This window comes from Mycolicibacterium hippocampi (assembly GCF_010723735.1).
In the GTDB taxonomy this organism is placed as follows: domain Bacteria; phylum Actinomycetota; class Actinomycetes; order Mycobacteriales; family Mycobacteriaceae; genus Mycobacterium; species Mycobacterium hippocampi.
Map to the genome: position 1 here is coordinate 4,037,877 of NZ_BLLB01000002.1, position 16,012 is coordinate 4,053,888.

At 67.3% G+C, this 16,012-nt stretch carries 18 protein-coding genes and 3 pseudogenes; 12 read left to right on the forward strand and 9 right to left on the reverse strand.

Going from position 1 to position 16,012, the window contains the following annotated elements; translation table 11 throughout:
• Positions 1–19: 19 nt before the first annotated feature.
• Genes G6N53_RS20500 through G6N53_RS20510 form a run of 3 tightly spaced genes read left to right on the forward strand, consistent with a single transcriptional unit; the run spans position 20 to position 1,423 of the window.
• On the forward strand, positions 20–538 hold the full coding sequence (locus G6N53_RS20500) for an MTB12 family secreted protein (protein ID WP_163891466.1): 519 nt from the start codon (positions 20–22) through the stop codon (positions 536–538).
• A gap of 22 nt (positions 539–560) precedes the next feature.
• Entirely contained in the window at positions 561–1,118 is a 558-nt protein-coding gene (gene lppK, locus G6N53_RS20505; RefSeq protein WP_205390582.1) for a lipoprotein LppK, read from the forward strand.
• 5 nt (positions 1,119–1,123) lie between these two features.
• The gene (locus G6N53_RS20510) at positions 1,124–1,423 is read left to right on the forward strand and encodes a DUF503 domain-containing protein (RefSeq protein WP_163891468.1); all 300 of its coding nucleotides are present in this window, start codon (positions 1,124–1,126) and stop codon (positions 1,421–1,423) included.
• Here G6N53_RS20510 and G6N53_RS20515 read toward each other — a convergent pair.
• Complete coding sequence (locus tag G6N53_RS20515) at positions 1,420–2,247, reverse strand: tRNA (adenine-N1)-methyltransferase (protein WP_163891470.1); 828 nt, start codon at positions 2,245–2,247, stop codon at positions 1,420–1,422. The two genes, G6N53_RS20510 and G6N53_RS20515, sit on opposite strands and share 4 nt — an antisense overlap.
• An 85-nt stretch (positions 2,248–2,332) precedes the next feature.
• Here G6N53_RS20515 and G6N53_RS20520 point away from each other — a divergent pair.
• Positions 2,333–3,210: pseudogene (locus tag G6N53_RS20520) on the forward strand (RecB family exonuclease).
• The gene (locus tag G6N53_RS20525) at positions 3,207–4,004 is read left to right on the forward strand and encodes a thioesterase family protein (protein WP_163891472.1); all 798 of its coding nucleotides are present in this window, start codon (positions 3,207–3,209) and stop codon (positions 4,002–4,004) included. Before G6N53_RS20520 ends, G6N53_RS20525 begins: the two are co-directional and overlap by 4 nt.
• Positions 4,005–4,045: 41 nt before the next feature.
• Here G6N53_RS20525 and G6N53_RS20530 read toward each other — a convergent pair whose 3' ends face one another.
• Both G6N53_RS20530 and tnpA read right to left on the reverse strand, forming a co-directional pair.
• Positions 4,046–5,296: an RNA-guided endonuclease InsQ/TnpB family protein gene (locus tag G6N53_RS20530; RefSeq protein ID WP_163891474.1), complete on the reverse strand. Its 1,251-nt coding sequence runs from the start codon at positions 5,294–5,296 to the stop codon at positions 4,046–4,048.
• Between the two features lie 3 nt (positions 5,297–5,299).
• Positions 5,300–5,697: pseudogene (gene tnpA, locus G6N53_RS20535) on the reverse strand (IS200/IS605 family transposase).
• Positions 5,698–5,834: 137 nt separating this feature from the next.
• On the opposite strand from tnpA, the gene G6N53_RS20540 reads away from it, so the two are divergent.
• The 4 genes from G6N53_RS20540 to G6N53_RS20555 are packed head-to-tail and all read left to right on the forward strand — an operon-like array spanning position 5,835 to position 7,676.
• Positions 5,835–6,227, forward strand: coding sequence for a DinB family protein (locus tag G6N53_RS20540; RefSeq protein WP_163891476.1), 393 nt, complete (start codon positions 5,835–5,837; stop codon positions 6,225–6,227).
• A 42-nt stretch (positions 6,228–6,269) separates the two neighbouring features.
• Positions 6,270–6,590, forward strand: coding sequence for an ArsR/SmtB family transcription factor (locus G6N53_RS20545; protein ID WP_163891478.1), 321 nt, complete (start codon positions 6,270–6,272; stop codon positions 6,588–6,590).
• Positions 6,583–7,089, forward strand: a complete 507-nt coding sequence (locus tag G6N53_RS20550) for an SRPBCC family protein (RefSeq protein ID WP_163891480.1) — start codon at positions 6,583–6,585, stop codon at positions 7,087–7,089. The genes G6N53_RS20545 and G6N53_RS20550 overlap by 8 nt, the downstream gene beginning before the upstream one ends.
• The gene (locus tag G6N53_RS20555) at positions 7,086–7,676 is read left to right on the forward strand and encodes a flavodoxin family protein (protein WP_163891482.1); all 591 of its coding nucleotides are present in this window, start codon (positions 7,086–7,088) and stop codon (positions 7,674–7,676) included. The genes G6N53_RS20550 and G6N53_RS20555 overlap by 4 nt, the downstream gene beginning before the upstream one ends.
• On the opposite strand, the gene G6N53_RS20560 is transcribed toward G6N53_RS20555, so the two are convergent.
• From G6N53_RS20560 to G6N53_RS20585, 6 genes and pseudogenes are all read right to left on the reverse strand, one after another.
• Complete coding sequence (locus G6N53_RS20560; protein ID WP_163891484.1) at positions 7,660–9,039, reverse strand: FAD-containing oxidoreductase; 1,380 nt, start codon at positions 9,037–9,039, stop codon at positions 7,660–7,662. The two genes, G6N53_RS20555 and G6N53_RS20560, sit on opposite strands and share 17 nt — an antisense overlap.
• Before the next feature lie 8 nt (positions 9,040–9,047).
• On the reverse strand, positions 9,048–9,530 hold the full coding sequence (locus G6N53_RS20565) for a DUF4126 family protein (protein ID WP_163891486.1): 483 nt from the start codon (positions 9,528–9,530) through the stop codon (positions 9,048–9,050).
• 65 nt (positions 9,531–9,595) lie between these two features.
• Complete coding sequence (gene hisG / locus G6N53_RS20570) at positions 9,596–10,471, reverse strand: ATP phosphoribosyltransferase (RefSeq protein ID WP_163891488.1); 876 nt, start codon at positions 10,469–10,471, stop codon at positions 9,596–9,598.
• 2 nt (positions 10,472–10,473) lie between these two features.
• Positions 10,474–10,755, reverse strand: coding sequence for a phosphoribosyl-ATP diphosphatase (locus G6N53_RS20575; RefSeq protein WP_163891490.1), 282 nt, complete (start codon positions 10,753–10,755; stop codon positions 10,474–10,476).
• A 40-nt stretch (positions 10,756–10,795) separates the two neighbouring features.
• Positions 10,796–12,334, reverse strand: a pseudogene (locus tag G6N53_RS20580) (MFS transporter); the annotation flags it as partial.
• A 164-nt stretch (positions 12,335–12,498) separates the two neighbouring features.
• Entirely contained in the window at positions 12,499–13,182 is a 684-nt protein-coding gene (locus G6N53_RS20585; protein ID WP_163891495.1) for an HAD family hydrolase, read from the reverse strand.
• Positions 13,183–13,263: 81 nt separating this feature from the next.
• Between G6N53_RS20585 and G6N53_RS20590 the strand changes: the two genes are divergently transcribed.
• Genes G6N53_RS20590 through uraH form a run of 3 tightly spaced genes read left to right on the forward strand, consistent with a single transcriptional unit; the run spans position 13,264 to position 16,007 of the window.
• Positions 13,264–15,168, forward strand: coding sequence for a PbuX/PucJ/PucK family nucleobase permease (locus G6N53_RS20590; RefSeq protein ID WP_163891497.1), 1,905 nt, complete (start codon positions 13,264–13,266; stop codon positions 15,166–15,168).
• Entirely contained in the window at positions 15,169–15,687 is a 519-nt protein-coding gene (gene uraD, locus G6N53_RS20595) for a 2-oxo-4-hydroxy-4-carboxy-5-ureidoimidazoline decarboxylase (RefSeq protein WP_163891499.1), read from the forward strand. It abuts the gene before it with no gap.
• Positions 15,684–16,007 (forward strand): hydroxyisourate hydrolase, encoded by a 324-nt coding sequence (gene uraH, locus G6N53_RS20600; RefSeq protein ID WP_163891501.1) that lies wholly within the window; start codon positions 15,684–15,686, stop codon positions 16,005–16,007. The genes uraD and uraH overlap by 4 nt, the downstream gene beginning before the upstream one ends.
• Positions 16,008–16,012 lie beyond the last annotated feature (5 nt).

Sequence of the window (16,012 nt, forward strand, 5' to 3'; positions counted from 1 at the left end):
GCCGAACGGAAGGACAGCCGTGACCCTGAAAACCCTCGTTACCAGCTTGACAGCTGGGGCAGCAGCAGCCGTCGTAGTGGGTGCTGCGGCGGCGGGTGTGACCCTTGTTGCAGGCGGCACCGGGACTCCCGGCGCCCCCGCACAGCCCGCGGTGCAGCCGGTCGTCTTCGACGTGCCGCTGCCAGCCGCGCCGGCGCCCGATCTGCAGGCACCGCTGCTGTCCACGCTGACCGCGCTGTCCGGACCAGGCTCTTTCTCCGGATCCAAGGCCAGCTACATCCAGGGTGGGATCGGCCGGATCGAGGGCATCACCGCTGACCGCGCCTACAACAACGCCGCGGCCAAGGGGTACTTCCCGCTCAGCTTCTCGATCGACGGGATCGACCAGAACGGTCCCGTGGCGACGGCGAACGTCACCGCGACGGCCGCCTCCGGTGTGGTCGCAACCCAGCCGTTGACGTTCGTGGCGGGCCCGAGCCCGACCGGCTGGCAGATCTCGAAGCAGTCGGCTCTTGCCCTGGTCACGTCGGTAGGCTGATCCTTACCGATTCGTGACACAGGTGCGCCGCACCGTTGCAGTCTGTAGCGCCGCCACGATCGTGGCGGCGCTCGGACTGAGCGGGTGCAGCCCGTCGGCCCCGCCCGCGGCGTCCCCGACGGTGGAAACCTCACCTGCACCGTCGGTCGGGATGCCGCCTCCGGCCGCCCCGGCGCCGGGCGGACCGCCGCTGCCCCCGGCGTCGGCGTTGATCGACGTGATGGCCAGGCTGTCCGACCCGACGCTTCCCGGCGACCAGAAGGTCGCTCTCATCGAGGACGGCTCGGCCGACGAGGCTGCCGCCCTCGACCGCTTCGGCACCGCCCTGCGGGACAACGGCGCCTTGCCGCTGGCGTTCGAGACCCGCGACCTCGGGTGGTCACAATCCGACCCCGGCAACGTCGTCGCGACCGTGGTGGTGCGCACGGCGGGTCCGCAGGGCGGCGAGTTCACCTATCCGATGGAGTTCGCCCGGTCCGACGGATCCTGGCAGCTGACCCGTCAGACCGCCGAGCAGCTGCTGGCGTTGGACGGCCCGGAGAGCGCGCCTGCCCCAGCACCACCGACGCCCAAGCGCTGACCGGGATGTGGATCGGCTGGCTGGAGTTCGACATCCTGCTCGGCGACGTGCGATCGCTCAAGCAGAAGCGGTCGGTCATCCGCCCGGTGATCGCCGAGTTGGCCCGCAGGTTCTCGGTGTCGGCCGCGGAGACGGGATCGCAGGACCTGCATCGGCGGGCCGGGGTCGGAATCGCCCTGGTGGCCGCCGATCGCGCCCATGTGGTGGATGTTCTCGACGCAGCCGAACGACTGGTGGCCGCGCGCCCCGAGATCGAGCTCCTGTCGGCCCGGCGGGGGCTGCGGCGAAGCACCGACGACGACTAGGTGAGGCGTTTCTTCCGCACCGGCACCGGGGCGACCGTGCCCGGCGCCAGCTTTCGGGCGCTGATCAGAAAGGCGGTGTGGCCCCGCATGGTGTGCTCCGGGCGGACCGCCAGACCGACCACGTGCCAGCCGCGCTGCATGCTCTCCCAAGAACGTGGTTCGGTCCAACACTGTTGTTCGCGCAACGCCTCCACGGTCTTGGACAGCTGTGTCACCGTGGCCACGTAAATGACCAGCACCCCTCCGGCGACCAACGCGTTGGCGACCGCGTCGAGCACGTCCCACGGCGCGAGCATGTCCAGGACCACCCGGTCCACCTCGGGTCCGGTGTAGGCGCCGACGTCGGCGATCACCAGGTCCCAGTTCGGCGGTTGCTCACCGAAGAACGTCGTGACGTTGCGCACGGCGTGCTCGGCGTGGTCCTCCCGCAACTCGTAGGAGGTCACCTGACCCTGCGGGCCGACGGCTCGCAGCAGCGAGCACGTCAACGCTCCTGAGCCCGCACCGGCTTCGAGCACCCTCGCCCCGGGGAAGATGTCGCCTTCGTGGACGATCTGGGCCGCATCCTTCGGGTAGACGACCTGCGCGCCCCGCGGCATCGACATCACGTAGTCGACCAGCAACGGCCGCAACACCAGGAACTGGTCGCCGTTGGTCGATCGCACGACGCTGCCTTCCGGCAGCCCCACCACCGCTCCGAGGTCGATGATCCCGCGATGGGTGTGGAACTCGCCGTCGGCCTTGAGCACCATCGTGTAGCGCCTGCCTTTCGCGTCGGTGAGCTGTACGCGATCACCGACGGCGAATGGACCCGTTCTTGGCACAGCTGATCAGCCTGCCAGTAGACGCGCCGGCGGAGGCGGCCGGGGTTGCCCGGATTTGTCGTGGCCCGGTCATAGGCTGGGGTTCATGAGCGAGCAGACGGAACGGCCGGTACGGCGGCCGGCGCTGTCTCCGTCGCGGGCGAGCGACTTCAAACAGTGTCCGCTGCTGTACCGCTTCCGTGCCATCGACCGGCTACCGGAGCCGTCGTCCACCGCACAGGTGCGCGGGTCGGTGGTGCACGCCGCGCTCGAGCAGCTGTACGCCCTGCCGGCCGCAGACCGGGTGCCCGAGACGGCGGCGGCGCTGGTGCTGCCGGCGTGGGAACGGGTGGTCGCCGAACGGCCCTCGGTGGCCACCGAGATCGATCCGGCATTGCAGGCCGAGCTGCTCGAACAGGCGCGAAAGTTGCTGTCGGGGTACTACCGGCTCGAGGATCCCACCCGCTTCGACCCGCAGTGCTGTGAGCAGCGCGTGGAGGTCGAGCTCGAAGACGGCACCCTGCTGCGCGGCTTCGTCGACCGAATCGACGTCGCCCCCACCGGTGAGCTGCGGGTGGTGGATTACAAGACCGGCAAGGCGCCGCCCGAGGCACGGGCGCTGGCCGAGTTCAAGGCCATGTTCCAGATGAAGTTCTACGCGGTCGCGCTGCTGCGGTCGCGCGGTGTGCTGCCGACCCGGCTGCGGCTGCTCTACCTCGCCGACAGCCAAGTGCTGGACTACTCGCCCGACCTCGACGAGCTGCTGCGTTTCGAGAAGACGTTGATGGCGATCTGGCGGGCCATCCAGGCGGCAGGTGTGACAGGCGACTTCCGGCCGCAACCGTCGCGGTTGTGCGACTGGTGCGCCCACCACGCCCACTGCCCGGTCTTCGGCGGCACTCCCCGCCGTATCCGGGTTGGCCCGAGGTGTTCGACGAGGGCGACCCGGACACCGTGCTGCAGGCCACGGAGCCGGCTGCGTGATCGACTGCATGTTCCGTCGGCAAGGCGCTGACGGGGAGGACGAGCTCTTCGTCTCGACCGACGGGACCCGAAGCAACTGGGATCCCGAGATCCAGCACGGCTCCCCGCCTCTGGCGTTGCTGACCAGGGCCGTCGAAAACCTCGCGGCGGGGACGGGGCTGCGTATCGGCCGGCTCACGCTGGACATCCTCGGACCCATCCCGGTCGCCACCGTCCGGGTCCGCGCGCGGGTGGACCGGCCGGGCAGCCGGATCTCGATGATGACCGCCGAGATGCTCACCGATCGCCCGGACGGCAGCCGCCGGCCGGTCGCCCGCGTCACCGCCTGGCTGCTCGCTCCCACGGACACCTCAGACGCCGCCACCGACCGATACCCGCCGCTGGTGGAGGGCGATCCGGAGCCCGTCGCCCACGCGTGGGAGGGGGCGCCGGGGTATCTGCAGGCGGTCAGCTGGCGCAGGCAGGCCACCGAGGAGGGCGCGCCTGGTTTGGTCTGGCTGAGTCCTCTAGTACCGCTGGTGGATTCAGAGCCGACGACGGCGCTGCAGCGCCTGGCGATGGTGGTCGATTCGGCGAACGGGATAGGCGCCGCGCTGGACCCGCAACAGTTCGTCTTCATGAACACCGACACCGTCGTGCATCTGCACCGCCTGCCCTCCGGGCAGGACTTCGGGCTGCGGGCGCGTGGGTCGATCGGCCCGGACGGCATCGGGGTGACCACCGCGGAGATCTTCGACCGGCAAGGATTCATCGGCACCAGTGCACAGACGCTGCTCGTGCAGCGCCGATGTTGACGTCCTCCCCACGGCTGAAGCCGGGGGGGATTCCAACCGGTTCATGCCGCGGGTGCAGCAGTGGTGGGTTGGAGCAGTAATTCCTCGCGGTTTCCTGCTGGTTCCTGCTTCGGTGACCGCGCTCGGCCCGAGGGCCTCGGTTGGTCTTCACAGGCGGTGACCGCAAGCCCTGCGGCCAGAATGTTCTTCGCGGCGTTCACATCCGCGTGCTCATGATGCGTGCAGTAGGTGCACCGGAATACCGCTTGGCTCTCGCGGGATTTCGGGTCCGCCTGCCCACACGCTGAGCAGCGTTGCGATGTGTAGGCCGCCGGCACCTTCACGACGGTGGTCCCGGTGTATCGGGCCGCCGAGGCTAGTGCCAACGCGAACTGATGCCAGCCTTTGACGAGGATGGCACGGTTGAGCCCGGACTTCGCTCTGACATTGCGCCCGGGCTGTTCGAGAGTTCCTTTCGCCGATTTCGTCATCTGCTTGGTCCTGAGATCTTCGATCACCACCACGGAGTTGGTAGCAGCGAGCTGGTGGGCAATCTGGGCACAGAAATCCAGGCGGCGACGGCGCTCGCGGGCCCGCACCGCCGCCAATGCCGCCCGAGCCTTGTCCCGGCTAGCCGACCTCTTGGATGCACGGGACAACTTGCGTTGCAGCGCCACCACACGACGACGCTCCCCGGCGGTCGTGAACGCCTGGTCGATCAGGGCGCCATCGCTGGTCGCGATCGCTGCCACCACACCACGGTCGACCCCGACCGCCGCACCTGGCACTGGGTGGGCCTCGGGAGTCTGCCGGGCGTCGTCGACCAAAACCGAGATGAACCAATGCCGACCCTCTCTGCGGAGGGTGGCCGAACGGATGGTCTCACCGGCCAGCGGTCGGCTCATCCGCAGTTTCACCCACCCGAGTTTGGGCAATTTGATCCGGCCGTGGCGGCGGTTGAGCTTCTCTACGGCCATCTTGTTGCCCTCGGGAAACCGGAACGACGGCGACCACCGCCGACCCGAACGCCACCGCACCTTCCACGTGCCATGCTCATGACACGCCCGATCCAGGTCCATCAACGTCTGCTGCAGGCAATGCCCCGGAACATCTTTCAACCAGGGATGCTCGGACTTGGCTTCAGCCAGCTCCTTGGCCTGGGGCTGGTAATTCATCCACGCCCCACGGCGACGGTACTCGCGGCGCTGCTCTAGACCGGTGTTCCACACCACCCGACATACCGCTCCGATCCGCTCGGCGAACTCGGACTGCTCACCGGTGAACTCGACCCGGAACCGCCGCCCCGTCAACATAACTCAGCGGTCCTTCTGCGACTCGACATAGCGTTTGATCACCGACAACGGTGCCCCGCCGACGGCGGCCACGAAGTACGAGTTCGTCCACAGCGACGGCAACCGCGACCGCAACCACGGAAACTCCTCGCGCAACTCACGCGAGGACCGGCCCTTGATGGCCTTCACCAGTTTGTGCACCCCGAACTGCGGGTCCACTTCCACCAAGAGGTGCACGTGATCAGGCATGGTCTGCATCTCGATCAACCACGCCCCTTCTCGGTAATCACCTCGGTGATGATCTCCTTGAGTCGCTCCTCCATACGGCCGCCGATCACTCGGCGCCGGTACTTCGGGCACCACACGATGTGATACGCGCACTGGAACGCGATATTCGCGTTCGTGCGCAACGTAACACCCATACCCGACAACGTTAGACAGACTGCCTCTATCTAACGCGATGACACGCCAGAACACAGGTGCCAGTGGCCACTCAAAGCGCACACTTGACGCGCTCACCCCAGAGCTGGAGCCCGGGGTCCGCCGCGCTACGTTTCCCATGATCGATGAGGCCCGCCGGCAGTTCGAGCTGGCCTGGTCGCTGGCCGAACTTCACCTCGCGGCCCTCGCCGAGGAGGATTTCCTCTGGGAACCGGCGAACATGTGCTGGACGGTCCACCGGGACGACGCCAGCGTGTGGCGTTCGGACTGGGCCGAGACCGAACCAGATCCCGTGCCGGTTCCGACGATCGCCTGGCTCACCTGGCACATCGACTATTGGTGGACGGCTGCCATCGACGCGCTGACCGCTCCCACGACTTTTCCGTGGGATGCCGGTTCCGGCCGCACCGTCGCCGACACCGTGCTGTGGGTCGCGGTTGAGCTAACCAAGAACGTCTCCGAACTCGGACAACTCCGGCTGCTGCGAGCGGTCACCGGTACCACCCCTTAAATACGCTTGCATCTATATAGATGGTCAGCGATACTCAGGGGCATGGATGTGTTCGAAGCGGTCGCCGAGCCCAACCGGCGAGCCTTGTTGGATGCCTTGGCAGACGGCGAGCGCAGTGCCGGTGACCTGGTGGCCACGCTGCCCGAGCTGACCCAGCCGACGGTGTCCCGACATCTGCGGATACTGCGCGAAGTTGGCCTGGTCGAGGTTCGGCCACAGGCGCAACGCCGCATCTACGCGCTGCGGGCCGACGGTCTGGTGGCCATCGACGACTGGATCGAACGTTACCGGCGCTACTGGGCCGGTCATCTCGACTCCCTGGAACGCCACCTGGAGCGCAGGCACGGTGAACCGAATGGGTGAGCGCGACGGGCGGGTGACGATCGACGGCGATCGCGCGGTGCTGAACTTCGAACGCCGTCTGCCGTTTCCCATCGATGCGGTCTGGGCCGCCATCACCGATCCGGCCGAACGCCGGCAGTGGTTCGGAGAGACCACCGTCGACGCCCGCGAGGGCGGACTCATCGACATGGTCGCCGACGGGCCACCCCTTCCGCCGGAACGCAAACGGATGACGGGCCGCATCCTGGTGTGGGATCCCCCGCATGTCTTCGAGCACGAGTGGAAGCAGCCGATCGTCGAGGACGGTGTGGTGCGTTACGAACTGCAACCCGACGGTCCCGACGGTTCGGCCACGCTGCTGCGCTTCAGCCACCGTGGACTCGGGGTTCGCAGCGCCGGCGGCTTCCTCGGCGGCACCCATGCCTTCCTCGACCGTCTCGAATCCCATCTCGCCGCAGAACCGTTGCCGGACTGGCTCACCCGTCGCCTCGAAATCATCACCGAAGGAGAAACACCATGACCCCTGCCATCGCAGTCGCCTACCACTCAGGGTTCGGGCACACCGCGGTCCTCGCCGGTGCTGTCGCGGCGGGCGCCCGCGACGGCGGAGCGTCGGTCGACTCGATCGCCGTCGACCAGATCACGGACAGGGACTGGCAGGTTCTCGACGCCGCCGACGCCATCGTGTTCGGCAGCGCGACCTACATGGGCAACGTGTCGGCGCGATTCCAGGCGTTCACCGAGCAGACCGGCCGCCGCTGCATGGACGGCACGTGGCGCGACAAGGTCGCCGCCGGTTTCACCAACTCGGGCGGCAAGAGCGGCGACAAACTGCAGACGCTGATGTCACTCGCGGTGTTCGCCGCCCAGCATCACATGCACTGGATCAACCTGGGTTTGATCGCCGGGTGGAACAGCTCCTTCAGCAGCGAGCATGACCTCAACCGTCTCGGCTTCTTCCTCGGCGCAGGCGCGGCGACCGATGTCGACGCCAACCCCGAGCAGGTCCATTCCGCCGATGTGGCAACCTGCCGGCACCTCGGGCAGCGCGTCGCCGAGGTCACCGGGCAGCTGCTCGCGGGACGCGCGGCTACTGCAGCGGCTTGAGGTCCTGCAGCATCGTTGGTACCAACTCGCTGACGGTCGGGTGGATGTGCATGGTGCGCGAGATCGCGGTGTAGGGCAGTTCGGCGGTCATCACATCCAGGATGTCCTGCACCACCTCGTCCCCGCCCACCCCGAGGATCGCGGCCCCGAGGATCTGCTCGGTCTCGGCGTCGACGACCACCTTCATGAAGCCCTGCGTCTCCCCCTTCTCGACCGCCCGGCCGACGCGGGTCATCGGGCGCTTGCCCACCAATGCTTTGCGGCCTGACCGGCGGACCTCGTCGACGGTCATCCCCACCCGGCCCAGCGGTGGGTCGATGTAGAGCGCATAGGTGGTGACGCGGTCGCTCACCTTGCGAGGGTCATCGTCGAGCAGGTTCGCCGCGACGATCTCGAAGTCGTTGTAGGACGTGTGGGTGAAGGCACCCCGTCCGTTGCAGTCCCCCATCGCCCAGATGTGGTCGACGTTGGTCCTCAGTTGGTCGTCGACGACGATGTGGCCGCGGCGGTCGGTCGTGACCCCGGCCGCGTCCAACCCGAGATCGTCGGTGTTGGGTTGGCGACCCACCGCAACGAGCACGTGGCTGCCGGCGATCGGCTCCGCACCATCCTTGGGGGTGACGGTGAAGCCGCCGGAATCACCGCCGCCCTTGGCGAAGCGGATCCCGTCGGCGCCGAGCACCACGTTGATGCCTTCGTTCTCCAGGATGTCCTTGATGGCGGCGGAGACGTCCTCGTCCTCACGCGCGGTCAGCCGGGGGCCCCGCTCGATGACGGTCACCCGGGCTCCGAACCGCCGGTACATCTGGGCGAACTCCAGCGCGATGTAACTGCCGCCGATGACCACCAGATGCTCAGGCACCGTGTCGATTTCGAGGATCCCGACGTTGGTGAGGTAATCGATGTCAGCCAGCCCGGGCATGTCCGGTGCCACGGCGCGGCCACCGACGTTGAGGAAGATCCGGTCGGCCTCGAGGAGCCGGTCGTCGACCCGGATGGTGTGCGGGCCCTCGAAGCGCGCGTGGCCGCGGATCAGCGTGGCGCCCTTCATCCCCTCCAGCCAGGACTCGACACCCTCCCGGTCGCCGGTGCTGATGCGATCCTTGCGTGCCTTGACCTTGGCCATGTCGACGGTGACGGGGCCGGTGTTCACGCCGAACTCGCCGCCACGCCGGGCCAGGTGCGCCGCGTGCGCGCTGGCCACCAGAGTCTTGGTGGGGATGCAGCCGGAGTTCACGCACGTCCCGCCGACGAGCTTGCGTTCGATCACCGCCACGGTCTGACCTGCGGCGGTGAGCCGGCCTGCCAGCGGCGGACCCGCCTGGCCGGCGCCGACGATGATCGCGTCGAATTTCTCTGTCATCTCACGTCCTAGACAAGGCTGACGAGGAACGCGACCAGGAAACCCCCACCGACGGCGAGGGCGTCCTCACCGAACGCGCCGGGGCGGTCGTTTCCGTTGTTGACGCAGGCCAACCGGCCGCGCAGCGCGGCACCGCCGAGAGTGCCGAACACGGCGCCGATGACACCCGCGCCGGTCGCGCTGAAGGTGTGGAAGAAGGCGCTGCCGATCACCGCGCCGGCGAACGCCCCGGTGATCAGCCGGCTGACGAACTGCACCGGAACCCTGCGGCTCGGTGTGTTCGGCAGCTGATCGGTGACCAGCTCAGCTGCCAGGAAGATTGTCAGCACCGTGACAGTGATCGGATGTGCCATCCACTCCGACCACTTGTCGGCGACGTCGATCCAGCCGAGCATCGCGCCCCAGGCGACCACGGCCGGAGCCGTCATGGCCCGTAACCCGGCGATCACACCGATCAGCAGCGCCAGCAGTATGACGAGGGCGTGTGTCATCGGACCTCCGGGCGGTGGACGGACCTCCGGACGCTAACACGGGCGACCGCGCCACACGTCAAGATCTACAGGCGGCAGAACCTGATGTCGGAGGCCAGAATCGCCTTGGCGCCGATCGCGGCGATCTGGTCCATGATCGCGTTGACATCTCGGCGGGGAACCAAAGCGCGCACCGCGACCCAGGCGGGGTCGGCCAATGGGGCGATCGTCGGGGACTCCAGCCCGGGCGTGACAGCGGTGGCCTTCTCCAGCACCGCGCGGGGGCAATCGTAGTCCAGCATCAGATACTGCTGGCCGAACACCACACCCTGTACCCGTTTTGCCAATTGATCGCGGGCGGCGGTCTTTTCGACGTCACCGTTCGAGCCGCCCTGCCCATCCGAGTCGTCTCGCTCGATCAGCACCGCCTCGGAATCGCACAGCGACTCGCCGAATGCCGCCAGGTCGTGCAGCCCCAGGGTGCGACCGGAACCGACCACGTCGGCGATCGCATCGGCGACACCGAGCTGCACCGAGATCTCCACGGCGCCGTCGAGGCGGATCACCGTCGCCTCGATCCCCCGGGCGGCCAGGTCTTTTCGTACCAGGTTGGGGAACGCGGTAGCAATCCGCTTGCCCTCGAGATCCTCCACCCGCCAGGAACGCCCTCTGGGCGCCGCGTACCGGAACGTCGACGAACCGAAGCCGAGCGCCAGCCGCTCGCGCACCGGCGCCACGGATTCCTGGGCGAGATCGCGGCCGGTGATGCCGAGGTCCAGCTGACCGGAACCGACGTAGATCGCAATGTCCTTGGGCCGCAGGAAGAAGAACTCGACCTGGTTCGCCGGGTCGACGACGGTCAGGTCCTTGGTGTCGGTGCGACGCCGGTACCCTGCCTCGGACAGGATCTCGGCGGCCGGCTCGCTGAGCGTGCCCTTGTTGGGTACCGCCACTCTGAGCATGCTCACAACTTCCGGTAGACGTCGTCGAGCGACAGGCCCCGCGACACCATCAACACCTGTGTCCAGTACAGCAGCTGGCTGATCTCCTCGGCGAGCGCCTCATCGCCCTCGTGCTCGGCTGCCAGCCACACCTCACCGGCCTCTTCGAGGATCTTCTTGCCGATGCCGTGTACACCCTTGTCGAGCGCTGCGACGGTGCCGCTGCCGGCGGGGCGGGTGCGCGCCCGGTCGGTCAGTTCGGCGAACAGCGCATCGAAGGTCTTCACGGGCAGCGATTCTTTCATGCCGCTCGCCCACTCCGCGAACAGCCGGGGCAGGGTTCGCTCAGGTCTGGGTGGGCTCGTGGTGGCGGGCGTCGCTGTGCATGTCCTCGAGAGCTTTGCCCTTCGTCTCCTCCACGAACTGCCAGACGAAAACCAGCGACAACACCGCACACAGGGCGTAGAACCCGTACGCCAGTCCGAGGAAGTCCCGCAGGCCCGGGAAGGTGACGGTGATCAGCCAGTTCGCCGTCCACTGGCCGGCCGCGGCCAGCCCCAGTGCCGCGGCGCGGATCCGGTTGGGGAACATCTCACCGAGCAGCACCCAGACCACCGGTCCCCACGACATCCCGAACGCGACGACGAACAGGTTCGCGGCCACCAGCGCGACCGGACCGGCGACGTCGCCGAGCTGTGGTTGGCCGTCGACCTGTGGTGCGGTGCCGAAGATCACCGCCATGGTCCCCAACGTGACCGCCATGCCGGTCGAGCCGACCAGCAACAGTGGCTTGCGACCGACCTTGTCGATCAACGCGATCGCGACCAGGGTGGTGGCGATGTTGGTCATCGAGGTGATGACGGTGATGGTGAAGGACGAGCTCTCGTCGAACCCGACCGCCTGCCACAGCACATTCGAGTAGTAGAAGATCACGTTGATACCGACGAACTGCTGGAAGATCGACAAGCCCAGGCCGACCCAGACGATGCCCCAGAGGCCGCCGATCATTGCCACCCCGATGACCAGCGCGAGGAACATCGCTGCGAGAGGCCACGCGCCGACGCCGAACGCCGCCACGGCGAGCACCACCAACAGGGACAACAGCCACCACAGGTACCGCCGGATGAAGACGACCGGGGCAGATGACGTCGCACCCTGGCGCAGCGGCCGCGACAGATCCCGCCACGACGGCGGATCCTCCGACCGCAGTGAGTCCTGGATGCGGCTGATGGTGATCTCGAGGTTCTTCTCACCCAGCAACCTGGTCAGAACCCGGCGGGCCTCCGGGATCCGGTGCGTAGCAACGAGATAGCGTGGTGACTCGGGAATCGTGAAGGCCAGCAGTCCGTAGGCCAGCGCCGGGATGATCTCGGCCAGGAACATCCAGCGCCACGCCTGCATACCGAGCCAAAGCTCCTGGTTGGAGCCACCGGCTATTTCGGCAAGCGCCCAGGCGACGGCCAGCGCCACGAAGATGCCGGACACGATGGCCAGCTGCTGCAACGAGCCGAGCCGGCCGCGGATTCTCTCGGGAGACGTCTCGGCAATGTAGGCGGGGGCGATCACCGAGGCGATGCCGACCGCGACTCCGCCGACGATGCGGAACACCACGATCACCCAGATATTCGTTCCGATGCCGGTCACGATCGCGCTGATCAGGAACAGCGCGGCGGCGATCTTCATCACCCACAACCGGCCCATCGCGTCGGCGAGCCGACCCGCGGTCAACGCTCCGACAGCGGCACCGAGCAGCGCCGAGGCCACCGCGAACCCCAGCGTCGCGTCATCGATCCCGAACTCCTCCTGCAGCGCACCGACCGCGCCGTTGATCACGGCGCTGTCGAAGCCGAACAGCAGCCCGCCGAGCGCGGCCACCGATGCCACCCGGGCGGCGCTGCGTCCGGAACTGAATTCGTTGTCGACGGGAAGCCCGCCCCCCACTCCGCCACCCATGACACGTCCCTTCCACACCGAGGTATGAGAGATAGATCACAGATACGATCGCACACAACCCAGCCCCGTAGGGGCGGACTTCGCGATCGCCGTAGTCAGGCGGTGCGCCCCGGCCACTGCCGGTCGATCTCGGCGTGGATCCTGCGGAGATCGGCGGTGGCGAGCTCGGCCAGCGAGCCGACCTGTCTGCGCCGCCGCCCGCCAGGCACCGGGACGTCGTTGGGCACCACCAGCACCGCGCATCCGGCCTTTTCCGCGGCCGCAGTGCCGGTCACCGAGTCCTCCACCGCCAGGCAGTCCGACGGCTCTACACCGAGGAGTTCGGCGGCACGCAGATAGGGGTCCGGTGCGGGTTTTCCGTTCGGAACCTCGTCACCGCACACCGATACCGAGAAGTAATGACGACCAATGCTGTTGAGCGCCCGCTCGGCAAGCTCCCGCTGGGTGTTCGTCACCAGAGCCATCGGAGTGCGTTCGGCCGCAAGCGCTTCCAGCATCTCGCGAGCTCCGTCACACCATGGCAACCCGGTGTCGAACAGTCCTGCGGTGTGGTCGTGCAGCCAGCGGATGGATTCGGCCATCGCGTCGGGATCCGGCTCCAGGTCCAGTTCCGCGTAGACGGTCACCATCGTCTCTTCGGCAGAGGCCCCGACCAGCGCTGTCCTTGTCTCGCGGCTCATCGCGCCGCCGAAGGACGCGTAGAGCGTGGAAAGTGACACGTCCCACAACTTCTCGGAGTCGACGAGCGTGCCGTCCATGTCCCAGAGCACCGCGCGCACCCGGCCATTGTGGCACGCAGAAGCGACGGTGTGCGAACCGCTCGACATGCGAAGAGCCGCCAACTGCCGGATCCTTGGTCGATGGCGGCTCCCATCAACACCAGGCAGGCCAGGCGTGTGCACCCGGTCGACGAGGTGCTGCCCATCCCGCAGCTCGCGACATACGGTTTCCAGCACGTCGTGGCCTTCTACGCCGGCGCGGTGCTGGTGCCGATCATCATCGCCGGCGCTGTCGGGCTGACCGACGAAGAACTCGTCATGCTCATCACCGCCGACCTGTTCACCTGCGGGATCGCCTCGATCATCCAGGCCGTGGGGTTCTGGAAGATCGGCGTGCGGCTCCCGCTTCTGCAGGGCGTGACCTTCGCCGGGGTGGCGCCGATCATCGCCATCGGCCTGGCCAACGGTGGCGGCTCGGCGAGCATGCTCTACGTCTACGGCGCGGTGATCGTGGCCGGCATCTTCACATTCGCGATCGCGCCGATCTTCATCAAGCTGCTGCGCTTCTTCCCGCCGGTGGTCACCGGCACGCTGATCACTGTCATCGGTCTGGCTCTGGTGCCGGTGGGCGCCATGGACGCCGTCACCAACCCGGCGACCCACGAACCGGATCCGACCAACATCCGGTGGTTCCTGTACGCCCTGGGCACCATCGCGATCATCGTCGCGATCCAGCGACTGTTCCGCGGCTTCCTGGCCACCATCGCCGTGTTGCTCGGACTGGTCATCGGCTGTGCGGTGGCCTATGCGCTCGGCGACATGAACTTCGACCGGGTCGGCGAGGCCTCCGCGGTGGGCTTCACCCCCCCGTTCCTGTTCGGCATGCCCAAGTTCGACTTCGTGGCGTGCCTGACCATGGTCATCGTGATGCTGATCATCGCCGTGGAATCGACCGGGTCGACGATCGCCACCGGCGAGATCGTCGGCAAGCGCATCAAGGCCGAGAACATCGGCAACATGCTGCGCGCCGACGGGGTCGCCACCACCATCGGCGGCATCTTCAACTCGTTCCCCTACACCGCGTTCTCCGAAAATGTCGGGCTGGTGCGGCTGACCGGGATCAAGAGCCGCTGGGTGGTGGCCGCGGCGGGCGTGTTCATGATCCTGCTCGGCTTCCTGCCCAAGGTGGCCGCCGTCGTCGCCTCCATCCCCAACCCGGTGCTCGGCGGCGCGGCCCTGACTCTGTTCGCCACCGTCGCCGCGGTCGGGATCCAGACACTGGGCAAGGTCGACTTCACCGACCACCGCAACCTGATCATCGTCACCACCAGCCTGGCGCTGGCTCTGTGGGTCACCGCCTATCCCGACATCGCCCAGGGCATGCCGGCCGGACTCAACCTGATCTTCGGCAGCGGCATCAGTATCGGCGCGGTCAGCGCGATCCTGCTCAACATCGTGTTCTTCCACACCGGCTCGCGCGGGCCCCGGGTGGCCGGCGGCGGGTCGATCACCCTCAACGAGGTCAACTCGATGTCCCGGGAGCGCTTCAACGAGGTCTTCGGCCATGTTGTGCAAGACGTGCCGTGGGCTGTCGAACGGGCTTACGAACAACGGCCGTTCGCCACCACCAAACACTTGCGGGAGGCGTTCCAAGAAGCGGTGCTGACCGGCACCTCGGAACAGCAATTGGAACTGCTCAACGCCTTCCACGATCTCGGCGCCGAGGACGAGACCGGCCATGCGCTGGCCGTCGACCACACCGCACTGTCCAATCTCGACGAGGACGATCACAATGACGTGGTGAAGTTGGCCAATGACTACCATGAACACTTCGGCTTCCCGTTGGTGATCTGTGCCCGCGAGACCGAGCACTTCGACCGGGTGCTCAAGAACGGATGGTCGCGGATGGACAATTCACCCGCTGCGGAGAGGGCCTTCGCGCTGATCGAAGTCGCCAAGATCGCCAACTACCGGTTCAGCGACCTGGTCGCCGATGCGAATCCGATTGCCGCAGCGCGGTTCAGCCGACTCGACGAACTCCTGTAGATGGCGACAACCGGACCGCTCGGCATCGAAGGTTTCAACAGCCTGTCCGAACGTCAACGGATGCACCTGCTGTTCGACGTGTGCTCGTCGCCCATCTGGGCGCGCCGAGTGCTGGCGGGGGGACCGTTCCGCGATGCGGACGCGCTGCTCGACCGCGCCGACCGGGTGCTGGCGGAGTTGCCCGACGCGGAAGTCGACGCCGCACTCGACGGCCACCCGCGCATCGGAGCTTCGGTATCGTCGGCCCACAGCCCTTCCTCGGCGCTCGAGCAGGCACGGGTGTCCGATGCCGACTCCGAGGTCAAAGCCGAGCTTGCCGAGAAAAATCATTGCTACGAGGAGAAGTTCGGTTACGTCTACCTGGTGTGTGCCAGCGGCCGCACAGCCGAAGAACTGCTGGCAATCCTCACCGAGCGCATCGACAACGACCCCGAGACCGAGCGCCGAGTGATGCGATCGGAGTTGGCCAAGATCAACCGGCTGAGGCTGTCGCGGCTGCTGTCGAAGGAGACACCGTGAACACGCTGAGCACCCATGTTCTCGACGCCGTGACCGGCACGCCGGCCGTCGGGGTCGCGGTGACGCTGACAGACGCCTCCGGCGCGGACCTGGCAGCCGCGCAGACCGACGACGACGGCCGGGTCAAGACACTTGCCGACGCACTCGCCCCTGGTCGGTACCGGCTGCATTTCGACACCGGAAGTTACTTCGCCGCAAACGATGTCACCGCGTTCTACCCGGAGGTCGTGATCGCCTTCGAGATCACCGACACCGCGGAGCACCACCACGTCCCGCTGTTGTTGTCGCCGTTCGCATACTCCACCTACCGGGGAAGCTGAGAGGG